Genomic DNA, 16,472 nt, shown 5'->3' with positions numbered 1-16,472 from the left:
GATCGGGCGTGGCTGTAACAACGATGACAACGAATGCCGCGGATCATGCCACAAAATCGAGGGTAAACCCAGCGTCTAATACGCCCGTAACGAGGCGGAGGCGCCGTGCGGCGCAGAACTGTGCAAATAGGCGGCGAAAATCGCCGGCGTGGCGGCGCGAACATATTGTTGCGGCGGCAAATAAAGTGCGGCGGCTGCATCTATACTGCCAACGTGAGCCCTCAAATAAAGACCTTTATATGCATGTAAAAAACAAGCAGCCGCTGCCGGCGGTGACGCTGGCGGCCATCGGCGTGGTGTACGGCGATATCGGCACCAGCCCGCTGTACACCCTGCGCGAATGCCTGACGGCAGAGGAGGGTATCACCATGACGCCGGCCTCGATCTACGGCTTTCTGTCGCTGATCTTCTGGCTGCTGACGCTGGTGGTGTCAATTAAATACATTTGTTTCGTGATGCGCGCCGACAACGACGGCGAGGGGGGGATCCTGACGCTGATGTCGCTGGCGATCCGCAACCTGGATGCGCGCTGGGTGCCGGCGGCGGTGCTGATCGGGCTGGTGGGCGGCAGCTTCTTTTATGGCGACGGGGTGATCACCCCGGCCATTTCGGTGCTCTCGGCCATCGAGGGGCTGCAGATTATCGCCCCCGAGCTGGACCGCTTTATCGTGCCGCTCTCGCTGCTGGTGCTGACCGCGCTGTTTGCGATCCAAAAACACGGCACCGGCAGCGTCGGCAAGCTGTTCGCGCCGGCGATGGTGATCTGGTTCCTGACGCTGGCGCTGCTGGGCATCGGCGGCATTTTGCATCACCCCGGCGTGCTGCGGGCGTTGAACCCTTACTGGGCGGTGAATTTTTTCCTCGAGTACAAGGCAGTATCGTTCTTTGCGCTGGGCATGGTGGTGCTGTCGGTGACCGGCGCCGAAGCGCTGTACGCCGATATGGGCCACTTCGGTAAAAAACCGATCCGCCTGGCGTGGTTTACCCTGGTAGCGCCGTCGCTGGTGCTGAACTACTTCGGCCAGGGGGCGCTGCTGCTGGCCAACCCGGCGGCGATCAACAACCCGTTCTTCCTGCTGGCGCCGACCTGGGCGCTGATCCCGCTGCTGGTGATCGCCACGCTGGCGACGGTCATCGCCTCGCAGGCGGTGATCTCCGGCGTGTTCTCGCTGACGCGCCAGGCGGTGCGGCTGGGCTACCTGCCGCCGATGCGCATCATTTATACCTCCGATCAGGAGTCTGGGCAGATTTACATTCCGGTGGTGAACTGGCTGCTGTTCGCTGCGGTGCTGATCGTGATCATCAGCTTCAAACACTCCAGCAACCTGGCCTCGGCTTACGGCATCGTGGTGACCGGCACCATGCTGCTGTCGTCGATTTTGCTGAGCATCGTGGCGGTGAAAAACTGGGGCTGGCCGCGCTATCTGGGCGGGCTGATGCTGGTTATCATGCTGTGCATCGACGTGCCGCTGTTCGGCGCCAACCTGATCAAACTAGCGACCGGCGGCTGGCTGCCGGTGGCGCTCGGGCTGACCATTCTGCTGATCATGCTGACCTGGAAGACCGAGCGTTCGCGCCTGATCCGCCGGCTGCGCGACAATCAGGAGGGGCTGACCGCGCTGATCGAGTCGCTGGAGAAGGCGCCACCGAAGCGGGTGCCGGGCACCGCCGTGTTTATGGAGCGCACGCCGCACGCGGTGCCGCTGGTGCTGTTGCACAACCTGAAGCACAACAAGGTGCTGCATGAGCGCGTGGTGCTGCTGACCATCGTCACCACCGACATGCCGTACGTGCACAACGTGCAGCGGGTGGCGATCGAACAGCTGTCGGCGAGCTTTTGGCGGGTGGTGGCGAGCTACGGCTGGCGCGAAACGCCCAACGTGACGGACATTCTGTACCGTTGTGGGCTGGAAGGGATGAGCTTCACCATGAACGAGACCTCGTTCTTCATGTCGCGCGATACGCTGGTGCTGGGCAAGCGGCCCTGGTATTTGCGCATTCGCGGCAAGGTGTTCCAGCTGTTGCAGCGCAACGCGCTACGGGCGCCGGACCTGTTCGAAATCCCGCCGAACCGGGTGATCGAGCTGGGGGCGCAGGTGGAGTTCTGAATAAAAAAAACGCTGCGGTAAACGCAGCGTTTTTCTTTTGCCTGGCAGTTACGCCAGGCGCTGTTCGATGATGCCGCCGCCGAGGCAGATTTCGCCCTGGTAGAACACCGCCGACTGGCCGGGGGTGACGGCGGAGACCGGCTCGTCGAAACGCACTTCGATGCGTTCATCGTCGAGCGGGGTCACGGTGCAAGGGATATCCTGCTGGCGATAGCGGGTCTTCACCGTGCAGCGGAACGGGCCGCTCAGCGGCAGGCGATCCACCCAGTGCAGCTGCTGCGCGATAAGGCCGACAGACATCAGGCGCGGGTGATCGTGCCCCTGCGCGACGACCAGCACGTTGTTGGCCACGTCTTTATCGACCACGTACCACGGATCTTCGCTGCTGTCTTTCATGCCGCCGATGCCCAGCCCTTTGCGCTGGCCCAGGGTGTGATACATCAGGCCCTGGTGTTCGCCGACGGTCTGGCCGTCAACGCTGACGATCGGGCCCGGCTGGGCCGGCAGGTAGCGGCCGAGGAAGTCGCGGAACTTGCGCTCGCCGATAAAGCAGATGCCGGTAGAATCTTTCTTCTTGGCGGTGACCAGCTCCAGCTGCTCGGCGATGCGGCGCACCTCCGGCTTCTCCAGCTCCCCGACCGGGAACAGGCTTTGCGCCACCTGCTTGTGGCTCAGGGTGTAGAGGAAGTAGCTCTGATCTTTGTTGCCGTCGACGCCGCGCAGCAGGCGGCTCTTGCCGTTCACATCCTGGCGGCGCACGTAGTGGCCGGTGGCGATAAAATCGGCCCCCAGATCTTCGGCGGCGAACTCCAGGAAGGCTTTGAATTTGATCTCTTTATTGCACAGGATGTCCGGGTTCGGCGTGCGGCCGGCCTTGTACTCTTCCAGGAACAGCTCAAACACGTTGTCCCAGTATTCCGCCGCAAAGTTCACCGTGTGCAGTTCGATGCCCAGCTTGTCGCAGACCGCTTGCGCGTCGGCCAGATCGGTCGCGGCTGAGCAGTACTCTTCGTCGTCGTCTTCTTCCCAGTTCTTCATGAACAGCCCAGCGACCTGATAGCCCTGTTGCTGTAACAGATAGGCGGTAACGGAAGAGTCGACGCCGCCGGACATACCGACGATTACTTTTTTCTGGCTGTTGTCTGACATGGGGATCTCACGAACTTGAACACGAACCGTGCTGATAAAAACAAGCGCAGGATTTTACCACGTTGGCCGCGCCGGCGCACTGTTCATCTTGTGCTGCCCGGCGCCCTTAAAACGGCCAGGCGAAGCTGCCGACCAGCGACAGCGGGTAGCGCTCCGGCTGCTGGTAGCTGCGAATGCTCTCCGCCACCAGCGCGGAACGCAGGTTGGGCGCCTGCAGAATCTCGTCGGCGCTCAGCCACAGGCAGCGATCGATGTCGCTGTCGTGCGGCTCGGTCGGCAGCGGCTGTTCCAGCTCGATAACGAAGCAAAAACGCAGGAACGGCGTGCGATCCGGCGCGATCCACTGGTGCAAGCGCAGGAACGCCTGCGGCGTGGCGCGGATGCCGGTCTCCTCCCACAGCTCGCGCTCGGCAGCCTGCACCAGCGTCTCGTCGGCCTCCAGGTGGCCGGCCGGCTGATTCCACAGCGCTTTGCCGTTGATGGTCTCTTCGACCATCAAAAATTTGCCGGCGGCGTGCACTACGCAGGCCACGGTGACGTGCGGTTTGAACATGCGCTCTCCTTTCCTTACAGCGGTTTGTCGATACGCCGATAGATGTCGTCCAGCTCGGCGATGCGGGTGCGGTAGCTTTGCAGCAGGCAGGCGGTATCGCCGCCGCACCGCTGGCGTTTTGCCAGCCAGGCCTGCTGGCTGTCCGCGCGCCCATGGCGAACAGGCCGCGCAGGAATTGGTATTTGGTGGCCATTTGCACGTCCAGATCGTTCAGCGTGCGGTTGGCGCAGATGGCTTGCTCATCGCGGTTTGCCGCCTTGGCGCAGTCGAAGCTGGCGGCCTGGGCGGCGAACGGGGCCGCCAGAGCGGCGAGCAGCAGCGCGATCGGCGTGTATTTCATGGCGCCTCCATCAGTTATCGGTCTACAGGGAATCGATGCTTTTCCATTCACCAGGCTGCAGTGAACCCAGCGAAAGATTACCCATACTGTAGCGAATCAGGCGCAGGGTAGGGAACCCGATATGCGCCGTCATGCGACGCACCTGGCGGTTTCGCCCTTCATACAGGGTGATTTTCAGCCAGCTGGTGGGGATGGATTTACGTTCGCGGATCGGTGGGTTGCGCGGCCACAGCCACTGCGGCTCGGCCACCAGCTCCACCCCGGCGGGCAGCGTGGGGCCGTCTTTCAGCGTGACGCCGCTGCGCAATGGCGCCAGATCGCTCTCCTGCGGCGCGCCCTCGACCTGCACATAATAGATTTTGCCGGTGCGCTTCCCCGGCTGGGTGAGCTGCGCCTGCAGCTGGCCGTCGTTGGTCAGCACCAGCAGCCCTTCGCTGTCGCGATCCAGGCGCCCGGCGGCGTAAACGTCGGGGAAGGGGATGTACTCTTTCAGCGTGGCGCGGCCGGCTTCGTCGGTGAACTGCGGCAACACGTCGAAGGGCTTGTTGAATAACACAATTCGGCGCGGCCCTTTCGGCGCGGCGGGTTTGGCGGCATTCGGCTTGCTGAATCGTTTAACGTTGTGATTTCTAACAGAGAATTTTTTCATAACAGTTGAGATTACGGATGATAAGCGCATTATAACCGAATCCGTTTCGGATTGGCGCGGACCGAATATTCAAGTAGTATCTACACGCATCTTACAAAGCATTAACAAAATTGCGCTTGAAGGAGAGGTTGATGGAAAGCAAAGTAGTTGTTCCGGCAGAAGGTAAAAAAATCACGGTTGACGCCCAGGGTAAACTGGTTGTTCCTCATAACCCGATCATCCCGTTCATCGAAGGCGACGGCATCGGCGTTGACGTGACTCCTGCCATGATCCACGTGGTTGATGCGGCTGTTAAAAAGGCTTACCACGGCGAACGTAAAATCTCCTGGATGGAAATCTACACCGGCGAAAAATCTACCCACGTTTACGGTAAAGACGTGTGGCTGCCGGACGAAACTCTGGACCTGATCCGCGACTACCGCGTCGCCATCAAAGGCCCCCTGACCACCCCGGTCGGCGGTGGCATTCGTTCTCTGAACGTGGCCCTGCGCCAGCAGCTGGACCTGTACGTGTGCCTGCGCCCGGTGCGTTACTACCAGGGCACCCCAAGCCCGGTGAAACAGCCTGAGCTGACCGACATGGTGATCTTCCGCGAAAACGCCGAAGACATCTACGCCGGCATCGAGTGGAAAGCCGGCTCTGCCGAAGCGGACAAAGTGATCAAATTCCTGCGCGACGAAATGGGCGTGAAGAAAATCCGCTTCCCAGAGCAGTGCGGTATCGGCGTGAAGCCATGCTCCGAAGAAGGGACCAAGCGTCTGGTGCGTGCGGCGATCGAATACGCCATCACCAACGACCGCGACTCCGTGACCCTGGTTCACAAAGGCAACATCATGAAGTTCACCGAAGGTGCCTTCAAGGATTGGGGCTATGAGCTGGCGCGCGAAGAGTTCGGCGGCGAGCTGATCGACGGCGGCCCATGGCTGAAGATCAAGAACCCGAACACCGGCAAAGAGATCGTGGTTAAAGACGTGATCGCCGACGCCTTCCTGCAGCAGATCCTGCTGCGCCCGGCGGAATACGACGTGATCGCCTGTATGAACCTGAACGGCGACTACATCTCCGACGCCTTGGCGGCCCAGGTCGGCGGCATCGGCATCGCGCCGGGCGCCAACATCGGCTCCGACTGCGCGCTGTTCGAAGCGACTCACGGCACCGCGCCGAAGTACGCCGGCCAGGACAAAGTGAACCCAGGCTCCATCATCCTGTCTGCAGAGATGATGCTGCGCCACATGGGCTGGTTCGAAGCGGCTGACCTGATCGTTAAAGGTATGGAAGGCGCCATCGCCGCCAAGACCGTGACCTATGACTTCGAACGCCTGATGGAAGGCGCTAAGCTGCTGAAATGTTCAGAGTTTGGCGACGCTATCGTTAAACACATGTAAGTGTGTTCAGCGCTTGAATGAGAGCGGGAGCCTTAGGGCTCCCGTTTTTTTATTGTTCAAATATGAGTGAGGTATCGGACAGGCTCAGCGAGCGGCGTTAGCCGATTCACGTACGACCAGCACCGGGCAATTGGCGTGGCGGACGACGGCGGTGGCATTGGAGCCGAGGAGGTAAGTGATCGCAGAAGGGCGGTTGGAACCCATCACGATAATCTCCGCGTTAAGCGCATCAGCGAGTTCCAGGATCTGATCTTTAGGATCGCCGACGGCAACGTGCGTGGTCACTCTATCTTCAGGCACGCTGAATTGTTTTGCCGCTTTTGCCAGCCCCTCGGTCGCTAGCGCAATGGTTTCGTCTTTGGTTTCTATTGCAGCCGTGGCGGCAAAGCCGAAAGCGGCGTAGGTGGCGCGCGACGGGATCACCGCCAGGAAATGGACGTGGGAGTCTTCGAGCCTGGCGAGCGCGTTGACATGCGGGATGACCTGCTGTGTTAATTCCGGCTCGGTAATATCCACGGGAACCAAGATAGTTTTATACATACTCCCTCCTTATCGTTATCAAAAAACTCCACTTTTTGGATTATAGCTGCTTGATGCAGGGAAAGGGGAGATCCCTATGGCAAACCTGAGAACGTTGGCGCTAAATGTCAGGTGGTTATCGACGTTATCGTTAAATTCACGCAAGCACGCCGGTTTTTTGAGTAGAAAGGGAGCCATTGGCTCCCTTGGTTTTAGCTGGCTAAGGTTATCGAAATCTTAATGCGGGATCTCTGAAACCTCTTTGACTTCCGTCTTGTTGATTTGCTGTTTAACGCCATTGGCGTCGGTATAACCGATCAACCCGGCAGCGGTTTCTTTCGGCTTACCGTCACTGATGAGCGTTCGACCGTCGTGGGTATGGATGGCGTAGCTGGTGCGTGTGCAGCCTGACAGTGCGGCGATGGCAACCAGGGCGATCGCGGGAAGAACAAGCGTTTTTTTCATTTGTAGCTCCTTTTAGTTATCCAACTCACTCATGTTTGCAATCTGGTCTCGATTGATCTGTTCCGTTTTGCCCGTTTCTGCATTTCGATAGGAGACTAACCCGGTATCTTTATCGACCTGAGGCTTGCCGTCGGTGACAATGGTCTTGCCATCCGTTGTTTTGATCGCCTGATTGGAAGCGCAGCCCGCTATGAACATCACCGTAGTCGCAGTAAGAAGCGCGGCAAAGAGTCGTTTACTTTTCATACTTACCATCCTGGTTACTTAAATGAATTTAATAGCAGGAAAGTAAGTATAGGCAGGATCTCCAGATTGTTAGCGTTGAAACGCTTTTAATGCGATAAAAAATTAAGAATTTCTTAATTTATTGATGGGGTGATTGATCGTTCGGATAACAAAGTTATCGATAGGTCAGGGCTCGCAGACGTACTGCCCGGCGAGGGCGCTATGGCATCATGCCATCATCGGACCAAGAAACTCCGCATGCCGATGCTTGATACTAACAATGTCTCTGGTGGTTGGATGTTAATTCTGTATAAGTATTCACCGGGGATCTTTTTGAATACAACGTTGATTCATCTGATAATCATCCATAAGGACAGGGATATGAAAATAACGCATTCAGGCTACAAAACCGGCATCGCGATACTATTGGCGGCGATGACCGCGCTGACGTTAACGGGGTGTGCCAAGAGTACTGCCCCCAGCCAAAACGATACGGCGAATAAAGAGGTCGATGATCTTTTCGCCAACCTTGGCGACCCAAAGACGCCGGCGCCGGGAAAAGAGAAATTACATTACATGACTCAGGTGCAAGCTGAGATTCAACGCCATTTAAAAGACGCCGCCACTTACTCAGGCCAACGCTGTACATTGCGTATCACGCTGGCGCCGGACGGCATGCCAGTCGGTGTTCGAACTGAAGGTGGCGATCCGGATCTTTGCCGTGCCGCCATGAAGGCGGTTGCCGATGCGCGTCTGCCTAAGCCGCCAACGCCAGAGGTTCATAATGCGTTCCAAATTATCACGTTGGAATTTCGCCCTCAGTGAATAAGCAACGCTGTTTCTGTGCAACGCTATCCCGGTCAAGGCCGGGATTTTTTATTGCCGTCACTCTGCGTTAATGGGTGAAAATCACTAAAGCCATTGATGAATGGTGACGATAAACGTTAAAACCCCTGATTATAAAAGAGTGGCAATGCGTTTTTTCTGGGTCAACATCGGTGGCAGCGTCGCGGAAGTTTTGAAGGGCGAATTTCTGTGGGCGCCGCAATATGGAATAAATAAGACTGGGCACATGTTTAAGCCTGCCGGGTGGGAAACGGTCAAAAAAGTCAAAGAGGGTGACCTGATTTTTTGCCACAAGGGTAGGAAGATTATCGGCGTGGCGACAGCGGTACGCGATGCTTACTCTGCACCGCGGCCTGAGCATCGGGTCGCGGGACCGCGGCATATTGCGGGTACCCAAGTCGATTTGGAACTGACGCGTCTTGAACTACCTATTGATGTTTCCCTTTTTAATCAGGCGTTCATGCGCATGCACAACCCGACTTGCCTTCCGCGCGTTTTTAATAAGACAGGCGGATGCACCGAAAACTATATGTGCGAGATCCCCGCACCGGCAGCCGCGTTGATCACCAGTTTTATCTCGGAAAATCTCTCTATCAACTTCCATGCGGATACCGTCGAAATCACCAAAGAGATCGGTGGTGAGCAAGCAACGGTGATTCAGGCGCGGATTGGGCATGGCCCCTATCGCGATAAAATGTTTAAGCGGTGGGGAAACCGGTGCGCCGTCACGGGGATTGCGGAGCCGTCTATTCTCATTGCCTCTCACATCGTTGCCTGGTCGATTGCGACCTCAGAAGAAAAAGTGGATCCGCACAATGGTCTGCCGTTAATCCCCAATCTGGACAAGCTGTTCGATCGCGGCATGATCAGTTTTGCCGATGATGGACGTTTGCTGTATTCACGGACGATGAGCGGTTTGTTATGCGAGCTAAGGATCCCGTTGGACGCCAACATTAGCGGGTTGTCTGAAAAGAACAGAGCTTACCTGCGGCGGCATCGAGCGAGATGGGGTTTTGAAGTAGAGCCCTGATGCAGGTTTGCAAATCAGGGCCGGCGCTCCTACCGATACATCATCGCGCTCACGCGCTCGGCCCGATCTTTAAAACCGTTGCTGCGCATCGTTACCACGTAATAGCGGTAGTGGTGTTTCTGTGCGTATTCGCGCACCAGATCTTCGGCGAACAGGCCGCTGAAGGTGACGGTGGTGACGAACGTCAGCCCTTTCACTTCGTAGGTGCTGATCTCTTGCGGGGTGCCGATATACGGCGGCGGGAACACGGTTTTGTGGAACTGGCAGCCCGCCAGCAGCAGGGTAAACAGCAGGGCGGCGGAGATTTGCGGTATTCTCACTGGGAAATGCTTTCCTTCTTTGGCGTGGGTTCTAGTAACTCTATAATAGGATTACAAAATTCGGCGGGGATGTAAAAATTATCCCGCTTCGGTTGCCGTTTCGTTGAAGCGGTGTCGCCGCTACCCATAAACATGAGGGGGTAAACATGCCTGTTCGTCTTGCCACTGAAACCGATGCCGCAGCCCTGATCGCCCTCGACAGCGCTGCCGAAGACGAGCCGCAGCGCGCGGCGCAGATCCGCGCCTGGTGCGGGCAGGGCATCTGTTATCTTGCCGAGGAACAGGGCATGGCGATGGGCTACGGCGTGCTGCACTATCACTTCTTCGGCTGCGGCTTTATCGAGATGCTGATGGTTGGCGAGCGCTATCGCCGCCGGGGCGTCGGGCTGGTGCTGATTGCCGCGTTGAAATCCCACTGTCGGCACCCGAAGCTGTTCACCTCCACCAATCGCTCCAACCTGCCGATGCAGCGGCTGCTGTTGAACGCCGGGTTTGTCGCCAGCGGCCAGATTGACAATCTCGATGACGGCGATCCGGAGCAGGTCTTTTTTATCCCGGCGCGCTAATACAGCCGGACATCGACCGCCTGCTGTTGCAGCCAGGTGCTGACGTAGCCATAAGCGGCATAGAAGGCCAGCAGCGCGAAGAGCAGCACGGAAAGCGAGGCCAAAAACTTGACGTCGCCGTGCTTCGACAGCTGATAAGCGCAATAGAGAAAGGCCATCAGGCACAGCAGAGTGAAGGCGATAGCCAGCGTGGCGTAAAAAATAAGCATAACGAAACCCGTTCTTCCTTGTAAGCACGGCAAGGATACCACAGACAAAAAAGGGGCCCAATTGGGCCCCGGTGTGATTCGCTGCGAGAGTGTTACTCCGCCGCGTCGGGATGATTTTTGCCTTCCTCGATGAATTCTTCGTCGATCTCTTCGATGTTCTCCTCGCTGTCGCGGCCGGACAGGATGTTCCAGCAAGCGATGAACAGCGCGGCGATCAAAGGGCCGATGACGAAGCCGTTGATGCCGTAGATCTCCATGCCGCCCAGGGTGGAAATCAGGATCAGGTAGTCCGGCATTTTGGTGTCTTTGCCCACCAGCAGCGGGCGCAGGATGTTGTCCACCAGGCCGATCACCACCACGAAGAACACCACCAGGAAAATGGCTTTCCACAGCATGCCGGTGGCGAAGAAGTAGATCACCGCCGGCACCCAGATGATGGCGGAGCCCACGGCCGGGATGATCGACAGGAACGCCATCAGCGCGCCCCACAGCAGGCTGCCGTCGATGCCGGTAAAGTAAAACGCCAGCCCGCCGAGCGCACCTTGCACCACGGCGACCACCACCGTGCCCTTGACGGTGGCGCGGGAGACGGCGGCGAACTTCACGAACAGGTGGTGCTTGACGTGCTGGGAGAGCGGCAGCGCTTCGAGCGCCAGGTTCACCAGATAGGGGCCGTCTTTCAGCAGGAAGAACAGCAGGTAGAGCATCACGCCGAAGCCGACGACGAAGTTGAAGGTGCCCTTGCCGATCAGGAAGACGCTGCCCGCCAGGTATTGCCCGCCCTTGAGCGCCACCTCGGAAAGCTGCTTTTGGATCTCGGCGGCGCTGTTGAGGTTATGTTCCGCCAGGAAGCGCTGCGCCCAGCCGGGCAGGTGGCGCATAAAGTCCGCCAGCATGGTCGGCAATTGGCTGTTGTTGGTCTGCAGCTTGGTGTAGATCACGTTGAATTCCATCGCCAGCGACGAGGCGATGATCGCCAACGGCGTGAACACGATCAGGCAGATCAGCGCCACCGTCAGCAGCGACACCACGCCGTTGCGTTCGCCGACGTACTGCTTCAGCTTCTTTTTCACCGGATGGAAAATCACCGCCAGAATAATTGCCCACAGCACCGAGGAGTAGTAAGGCCCCAGCACGTCAAGAAAGGCGGCGGTGACGATAAACAGGATCAGAATAAAGAATCCTTTGGAAATGCCTTTAGACATCATAGTCGTCCCTCAAAAGATGAATTTTCAGCATAGATGAACTGAATGAAAACAACACTATCATCACCTTTGCTTAACCGGTAGGGGATTTTTAGTGGCGTATTCCATAGGGTTATTAAGGGCAAGGCGGGCACCGCACGGTGGACAGGCGGCGGCGCGAGAAAAGAAAGAGGGCTAAATAATTAACAAAATTTATCGATTGTGTTTCATTTTGTGAGCCGCGCTTGCCGCCTGCGCCAGGCTTTCCTAGTGTTGATGAGGGCGGCCGTTCGCCCGATATCACGTAGGAGTATGCAAATGACTGAACACAAACGACTTGCCGTTATAGAAAAAGCACTGCTGATCGTTTTCGCCGGCGTACTGGTTTATCTTGCCGCGACCGGCGCCTTGTCATTATCGGGCCTTGATCATCACTGGCCTTATCCTTCGCGATAGCGCGGTTGCTCTAGCTATGCAGACCCGATAACGATAATTAGCCGCTGTACCCTACGACAATACATTCACATAATGAATCATCCGTTATCCGCGCCGTTCTTTGGCGCGCAGGGTGGTTACGCTCTCTCCGCCGACGCCCCAGTTGTCGGTAGGCACCTCGTCAATCACCACGAAGGTGGTGTGGCGCGGTTTATTCAGCACCTGTTCCAGCAGCGCGGTGGCCCCCTCGATCAGCCATCGTTTTTGCTCGGCGCTGATCTCTTCATCGGTCACTTTAATGTTGATGTATGGCATATCATTGCTCCATGGGGTCACCAGACCCCGGCGGTTGCGCCGCCGTCCACCGCGATCGCGGTGCCGGTGACAAAATGGGAATCGGTCAGGTACAGCACCGCGTTGACGATATCCTGAGGTTGACCTATGCGGCCGGTTGGCGCCAGTTGCCGCATCTGCGCCAGGTTCTGCTCATCGTTCTGGTGCATCGGCGTGGCGATGATGCCTGGCGCCACGGCGTTGACCATCACGTTATGCGGCGCCAACTCCAACGCCAGTTCGCGTACGGCCTGATTCAGGCCGCCTTTGATCAGCACCGGCAGCAAGGCGGGCACTTTACTGTTGGGCTGCATGGCGATCGACGCGGTGATGGCGACGATATGGCCACCGCCGAATTGTTGCATATGCCGCGCGGCGGCCTGCGCTGGGTAGAAGAAGCCTTTCAGGTTGGTTGCCACCATGGCCTCGACATCCTCCGGCGAATAGTCGGCGATCGGCTTGGCGATAAATATGCCGGCGTTATTGATGAGAATATCCACCCGGCCAAACCTTTGTGTCGCCATGCTGAACAACCGTTCGGCGGTTTCCGGCAGCGCAATGTCTCCCGGCACCAGCAGCAGATTGGCCTGATGGCCGAGTTGGTCCGCCGCCGTTTGCAGCCGTTCAAGCGAACGGGCGTTTGCGACAACCTGATAACCGCGTGCCAGATAGGCTTGCGCAATGGCAAAGCCCAATCCGCTCGATGCCCCCGTTACAATGACCGTTTTTACCTTGTTCATGTCCCCTCCTCGACAGGGCTGTGATTTAGCCTAGGTGAACGGTAATCCATACCTTTGAATTGAAAAATGAGGGGGAAAGAACTTTAATTTATACTTTATGTAATGAATTGGCAGGGATAGATATGCAACGTCATTTTGACGATGTCCAAGTGGGCAGCATCGAGCTGTTTTGCCTGACCGTCGAGACCGGCAGTTTCACCGCCGCGGCCAATGCCGCCGGGATAACGCCTGCGGCGGTCAGCCGTTCCGTCGCGCGCCTGGAGGCGCGGTTGCAGGCGAAGCTGTTTATCCGCACGACGCGCCAGATGCGCGTCACGGATGCCGGCCAAAGTTATTACCTGGAGTGTCGCAGGGCGCTGAGCCAACTGATCGAGGCCGAAGCGAAAATTTCCGGCGAGCGGCAGAAACCGGTCGGCACGCTCAGCATCAGCGTACCGACGCTATACGCACATTTTAGGTTGTTGCCGCGCCTGCCCGAGTTTGCGCAGCGCTATCCCGAACTCACGCTGAATCTGCACGTCAGTAATCAAAATATCGACTTTTCCGAAGATAAATTCGACGTTGCCATTCGTGGCAGCGAACTGAACGATTCTGGCCTGGTATCGCGGCGATTGGAGGAGGCCGAACTCATCGTCGTGGCGTCACCGGGCTATTTGCAGCGCCATCCTGCGCCGCTTACGCCGGCGGATTTGGCCCAGCACGACTGCATTCAGTATGCGTTGCCCAGCACCGGCAGGAAAACCACCTGGGCCTTTAACGTGCAGGGCGAAAATAGCAAAGTGGAAACCCGCGGGCGTTGGCTCTGCCAGGAAGATTATCTCGCCACGCTGACGCTGGTGAAAAATGGTGCCGGGTTGATGCAGGTTTATCGCTTTAGCGTCGAACAAGAGCTGAGAAGCGGGGCGCTGGTGGAGGTGCTGAAAGATTACGCCGGCGCCTCACGCCCCTTCATTCTGCTTTATCCCTATGCGCGTTATGTTCCGCTTAAAGTGCGGAAATTCATCGATTTTCTGACGGAAGATTAGCCGCCAGCGCCAACAGTGCCCCTGACACCGCTGCCGCCAGCACCAGCCACGCCGGGGCCGCCCAACCGGCCGCGGCCACGATGGCGCTCAGCGCGACCGGGCCGATCACCTGGCCGAGATAGTTCCCCTGCATCACCAGCCCCAGGCTCAGCGGCAGCAGCGTCGGTTCCGGCGTCGCCGCCGGCGTGGCGGCCAGAATGGTGGCGGGCAGCATGCCGGCGATGGCGCAGAACAGGAAACACAGCGGGATCAGCAGGCCGTTGGGCGTCATCGGCAGGAAAATGCCGATGCCGAAGATGCCTATGATCAGGCTGGTGGCCGCGAGCAGGCTACCGGCCCGCAGACCGCGCGACAGCAAGAGCCCGGCGGCGAGGTTACCGATGATGTTCGCCGCCACCGCCGCCGCGCTGATGCCGCCGGCGGCCGCCAACGACAGGCCGATGTGCTGCATCAGGAAGATCGGCAGGAAGGTCATCACCGAGAAAAACTGCAGGTTGTAAGTGGTGAACATCAGCGCCAGCAACAGCGGCCGGCGCGCCCGTAGCATCGCGCCCAGCGCTTGCCGCAGCTGTAACGGCGGAACGTGTGCCTCGGCGGCACGGCGGGAGGTGGTCAGCGGCAGCAGCAGGGCGGCCAGCAGCGTCAGCGCCGCACCGGCCTGCCAACTCTGTTGCCAGTCGGCCAGGTGCGGGCCGAAAAACAGCGAAATGGCGATGCCCGCCGGCATGAAGGTGCTCCAGATGCCGAACACCAGGCTGCGCTGCGCTGGGGCGACGAGGCGGTTCAGCACCGCCGGCGAGGCGACCACCACGATCACGAAGCCGAGGCCTTCGACAAAGCGGCTGACGATCAACCCGCCGAAGTCGTGCAGAGTGGCGCCGGTAAAGCTGGCGGCGCTGATGATCAGCAGCCCAAGCGCCAGCAGGCGCCGGTCACCCCAGCGGCGCACCAACAGCCCGGCGGCGATGCCGCCGAACACGCCGACGAAGGGAAAGGCCGAAATCACCCAGCTCAGCGCCTCGAGCGAACGGCCGAACTCGGCCTGTAGCGCCGGCAGCGCGATGGTGGCCTTGCCCACGTGCAGCGCCGCGGCGATGCCGGCGAACAGCACGTTGACGACGGCTAACCAGGGCGTGGCGGCGGGAAGAACGCGGTCGATGGCGTCCGATTTAATGGCGGTCATAACACTCTCCAGTGGCGGTAACGCCATCACTATGTGCTCTTGCAACGGCTGAGGTCGTTCAAATGCTGCGCTATCACGCGGGGAAATTATTCATTTCGAGCTTTATGGATTGCGCGCCTTCGTTGTTTGGTTTGCCAGCGTGCCGCCCGGCGTGGACGCTCGCCTCCCTTCAGCGGTTTACTGTTCCGACACGCAGCAGGCGTGTGATATTCATTTTATAAGGAGCAGTGTATGTCAGAGATGATGAACGAGAGTGGGGCGCCGGCCATTGAATGGAGCTATGGCGGCCGGGGTGATGATATCAGCAGCAGCCTGAGCCTCGACACGGTTGAGGAGCAGCCGCAGGGTTTCCTGATGACGGTCGATCGGCCGGTGCAGATCTTTAAAGACGCGCTGTCGCCGATGATGGCCTTTGTCACGCTGCTGCGCCCGCTGTACGCCAGGACGGGCGAGGGCTTCCAGTACGTGCCGGTTTCCAACCCCTGGACCGACGTGCAGCGCCTGCCGGCCAGCGCAGGCTATCTGGGCGTGCAGGTCAACGCCGGGCTGTTCTTCCACGGCGCCAAGCCGACGCACTATAAAGATCGCGACGGCCAGATGAAGCCGATCGACGGCGGCACGCTTTTGCAGAACATCACCGTGCTGCATCAGGTGGCGCAGCCGCTCGGCCCGGGTGAAGGCGCCGTCTGAGTCGGCAGCGTTATCACGGGGCCGGACGCGGCCCCTTATCGCGCCTTGAAACCGTGCGCCGGTTGGGTAAAACTGGCTGCCTATTCAAGGAGAAGAGTATGTACAGCGACAACGAGAAAAAATTTTATATCATCCTCAACCGCAATCACGAACCGGCCACGCTGTTTAACGCTTCCTGCCATCTGACGGCGGGTATCACCGATCTGATCGAGCAGCGCGAGTTTCACCACTATCCGAGCAGCCTCGACGGCGTCAGCGCCAATATGAGCCACTATCCGATCGTGATCCTGCAGGCCAAGAACAGCAGCCAGCTCAGCAACCTGATTTTGAAGTGCAAGGAAGAGGGTGTGTTGTCCAACTTCTTCACCACCACCATGCTGTCGCACTCTGCCGAACAGCAGATCGCCGACACCGCCAACACCCCTTACGAACAGCTGGATTTCGTGGCGGTGGCGCTCTACGGCGACGCCGAACAGCTTAAGCCGCTGACCAAGAAATTCTCCGTCTACCGCTGAAAA

21 protein-coding genes and 1 pseudogene are annotated in these 16,472 nt (G+C 58.5%); 9 read left to right on the top strand and 13 right to left on the bottom strand.

Annotated elements, in window-relative coordinates:
• The first annotated feature begins 239 nt into the window (after positions 1–239).
• Positions 240–2,108, top strand: a complete 1,869-nt coding sequence (kup, locus tag AWX27_RS03140; RefSeq protein WP_049296670.1) for a low affinity potassium transporter Kup — start codon at positions 240–242, stop codon at positions 2,106–2,108.
• A 48-nt stretch (positions 2,109–2,156) separates the two neighbouring features.
• Here kup and mnmA read toward each other — a convergent pair whose 3' ends face one another.
• From mnmA to rluE, 4 genes and pseudogenes are all read right to left on the bottom strand, one after another.
• Positions 2,157–3,257 carry a tRNA 2-thiouridine(34) synthase MnmA gene (gene mnmA / locus AWX27_RS03135; protein WP_060419337.1) on the bottom strand — a complete coding sequence of 367 codons (1,101 nt, stop codon included), beginning with the start codon at positions 3,255–3,257 and terminating at the stop codon, positions 2,157–2,159.
• 106 nt (positions 3,258–3,363) lie between these two features.
• Positions 3,364–3,810 (bottom strand): NUDIX hydrolase, encoded by a 447-nt coding sequence (locus tag AWX27_RS03130; protein ID WP_060419335.1) that lies wholly within the window; start codon positions 3,808–3,810, stop codon positions 3,364–3,366.
• Between the two features lie 14 nt (positions 3,811–3,824).
• A pseudogene (locus AWX27_RS25340) lies at positions 3,825–4,150 on the bottom strand (lysozyme inhibitor LprI family protein).
• A 22-nt stretch (positions 4,151–4,172) separates the two neighbouring features.
• Complete coding sequence (rluE, locus tag AWX27_RS03125; RefSeq protein ID WP_060419333.1) at positions 4,173–4,799, bottom strand: 23S rRNA pseudouridine(2457) synthase RluE; 627 nt, start codon at positions 4,797–4,799, stop codon at positions 4,173–4,175.
• A 131-nt stretch (positions 4,800–4,930) separates the two neighbouring features.
• On the opposite strand from rluE, the gene icd reads away from it, so the two are divergent.
• On the top strand, positions 4,931–6,184 hold the full coding sequence (gene icd, locus AWX27_RS03120) for an NADP-dependent isocitrate dehydrogenase (protein ID WP_015377612.1): 1,254 nt from the start codon (positions 4,931–4,933) through the stop codon (positions 6,182–6,184).
• An 84-nt stretch (positions 6,185–6,268) separates the two neighbouring features.
• Here the strand turns inward: icd and uspF are convergent, their stop codons facing one another.
• From uspF to AWX27_RS03105, 3 genes are all read right to left on the bottom strand, one after another.
• Positions 6,269–6,724: a universal stress protein UspF gene (uspF, locus tag AWX27_RS03115; RefSeq protein ID WP_060419331.1), complete on the bottom strand. Its 456-nt coding sequence runs from the start codon at positions 6,722–6,724 to the stop codon at positions 6,269–6,271.
• A 216-nt stretch (positions 6,725–6,940) separates the two neighbouring features.
• On the bottom strand, positions 6,941–7,168 hold the full coding sequence (locus tag AWX27_RS03110) for a YgdI/YgdR family lipoprotein (protein WP_038877767.1): 228 nt from the start codon (positions 7,166–7,168) through the stop codon (positions 6,941–6,943).
• Between the two features lie 12 nt (positions 7,169–7,180).
• The gene (locus tag AWX27_RS03105) at positions 7,181–7,414 is read right to left on the bottom strand and encodes a YgdI/YgdR family lipoprotein (protein WP_038877765.1); all 234 of its coding nucleotides are present in this window, start codon (positions 7,412–7,414) and stop codon (positions 7,181–7,183) included.
• Between the two features lie 237 nt (positions 7,415–7,651).
• Here AWX27_RS03105 and tolA point away from each other — a divergent pair, with 237 nt between their 5' ends.
• A complete protein-coding gene (tolA, locus tag AWX27_RS03100; RefSeq protein WP_204275758.1) occupies positions 7,652–8,218 on the top strand; it encodes a cell envelope integrity protein TolA in 567 nt (188 codons plus the stop codon).
• Positions 8,219–8,366: 148 nt separating this feature from the next.
• A complete protein-coding gene (locus AWX27_RS03095; protein ID WP_060419329.1) occupies positions 8,367–9,269 on the top strand; it encodes an HNH endonuclease in 903 nt (300 codons plus the stop codon).
• 29 nt (positions 9,270–9,298) lie between these two features.
• Here AWX27_RS03095 and AWX27_RS03090 read toward each other — a convergent pair whose 3' ends face one another.
• Complete coding sequence (locus AWX27_RS03090) at positions 9,299–9,589, bottom strand: hypothetical protein (RefSeq protein WP_025302534.1); 291 nt, start codon at positions 9,587–9,589, stop codon at positions 9,299–9,301.
• A gap of 146 nt (positions 9,590–9,735) precedes the next feature.
• On the opposite strand from AWX27_RS03090, the gene AWX27_RS03085 reads away from it, so the two are divergent.
• The gene (locus AWX27_RS03085; protein WP_060419327.1) at positions 9,736–10,155 is read left to right on the top strand and encodes a GNAT family N-acetyltransferase; all 420 of its coding nucleotides are present in this window, start codon (positions 9,736–9,738) and stop codon (positions 10,153–10,155) included.
• On the opposite strand, the gene AWX27_RS03080 is transcribed toward AWX27_RS03085, so the two are convergent.
• Together AWX27_RS03080 and AWX27_RS03075 are read right to left on the bottom strand one after the other, a co-directional pair.
• Complete coding sequence (locus AWX27_RS03080) at positions 10,152–10,364, bottom strand: hypothetical protein (protein ID WP_033638232.1); 213 nt, start codon at positions 10,362–10,364, stop codon at positions 10,152–10,154. The two genes, AWX27_RS03085 and AWX27_RS03080, sit on opposite strands and share 4 nt — an antisense overlap.
• 92 nt (positions 10,365–10,456) lie before the next feature.
• Positions 10,457–11,572: an AI-2E family transporter gene (locus tag AWX27_RS03075; RefSeq protein ID WP_049202735.1), complete on the bottom strand. Its 1,116-nt coding sequence runs from the start codon at positions 11,570–11,572 to the stop codon at positions 10,457–10,459.
• Between the two features lie 294 nt (positions 11,573–11,866).
• Between AWX27_RS03075 and AWX27_RS25245 the strand changes: the two genes are divergently transcribed.
• On the top strand, positions 11,867–12,004 hold the full coding sequence (locus AWX27_RS25245) for a hypothetical protein (RefSeq protein ID WP_175444106.1): 138 nt from the start codon (positions 11,867–11,869) through the stop codon (positions 12,002–12,004).
• A gap of 84 nt (positions 12,005–12,088) precedes the next feature.
• Here AWX27_RS25245 and AWX27_RS03070 read toward each other — a convergent pair whose 3' ends face one another.
• Positions 12,089–12,298: a tautomerase family protein gene (locus AWX27_RS03070; RefSeq protein WP_060419326.1), complete on the bottom strand. Its 210-nt coding sequence runs from the start codon at positions 12,296–12,298 to the stop codon at positions 12,089–12,091.
• Positions 12,299–12,315: 17 nt separating this feature from the next.
• Positions 12,316–13,056 (bottom strand): SDR family NAD(P)-dependent oxidoreductase, encoded by a 741-nt coding sequence (locus AWX27_RS03065; RefSeq protein ID WP_060419324.1) that lies wholly within the window; start codon positions 13,054–13,056, stop codon positions 12,316–12,318.
• 122 nt (positions 13,057–13,178) lie between these two features.
• Between AWX27_RS03065 and AWX27_RS03060 the strand changes: the two genes are divergently transcribed.
• Positions 13,179–14,081: a LysR family transcriptional regulator gene (locus AWX27_RS03060; protein ID WP_049202732.1), complete on the top strand. Its 903-nt coding sequence runs from the start codon at positions 13,179–13,181 to the stop codon at positions 14,079–14,081.
• Here the strand turns inward: AWX27_RS03060 and AWX27_RS03055 are convergent.
• Positions 14,056–15,264, bottom strand: coding sequence for an MFS transporter (locus AWX27_RS03055; protein ID WP_060419322.1), 1,209 nt, complete (start codon positions 15,262–15,264; stop codon positions 14,056–14,058). The two genes, AWX27_RS03060 and AWX27_RS03055, sit on opposite strands and share 26 nt — an antisense overlap.
• Before the next feature lie 231 nt (positions 15,265–15,495).
• Here AWX27_RS03055 and AWX27_RS03050 point away from each other — a divergent pair, with 231 nt between their 5' ends.
• Positions 15,496–15,954, top strand: a complete 459-nt coding sequence (locus tag AWX27_RS03050; RefSeq protein WP_060419320.1) for a hypothetical protein — start codon at positions 15,496–15,498, stop codon at positions 15,952–15,954.
• A 98-nt stretch (positions 15,955–16,052) separates the two neighbouring features.
• A complete protein-coding gene (locus AWX27_RS03045) occupies positions 16,053–16,469 on the top strand; it encodes a DUF2000 domain-containing protein (protein ID WP_033638236.1) in 417 nt (138 codons plus the stop codon).
• Positions 16,470–16,472 lie beyond the last annotated feature (3 nt).

The sequence above is a fragment of the Serratia sp. 2880STDY5682894 genome, assembly GCF_001537385.1.
Lineage (GTDB): Bacteria > Pseudomonadota > Gammaproteobacteria > Enterobacterales > Enterobacteriaceae > Serratia > Serratia nevei.
Note: the sequence above shows the minus strand (reverse complement) of the source record. Positions and strands in the feature narration are given on the sequence as shown.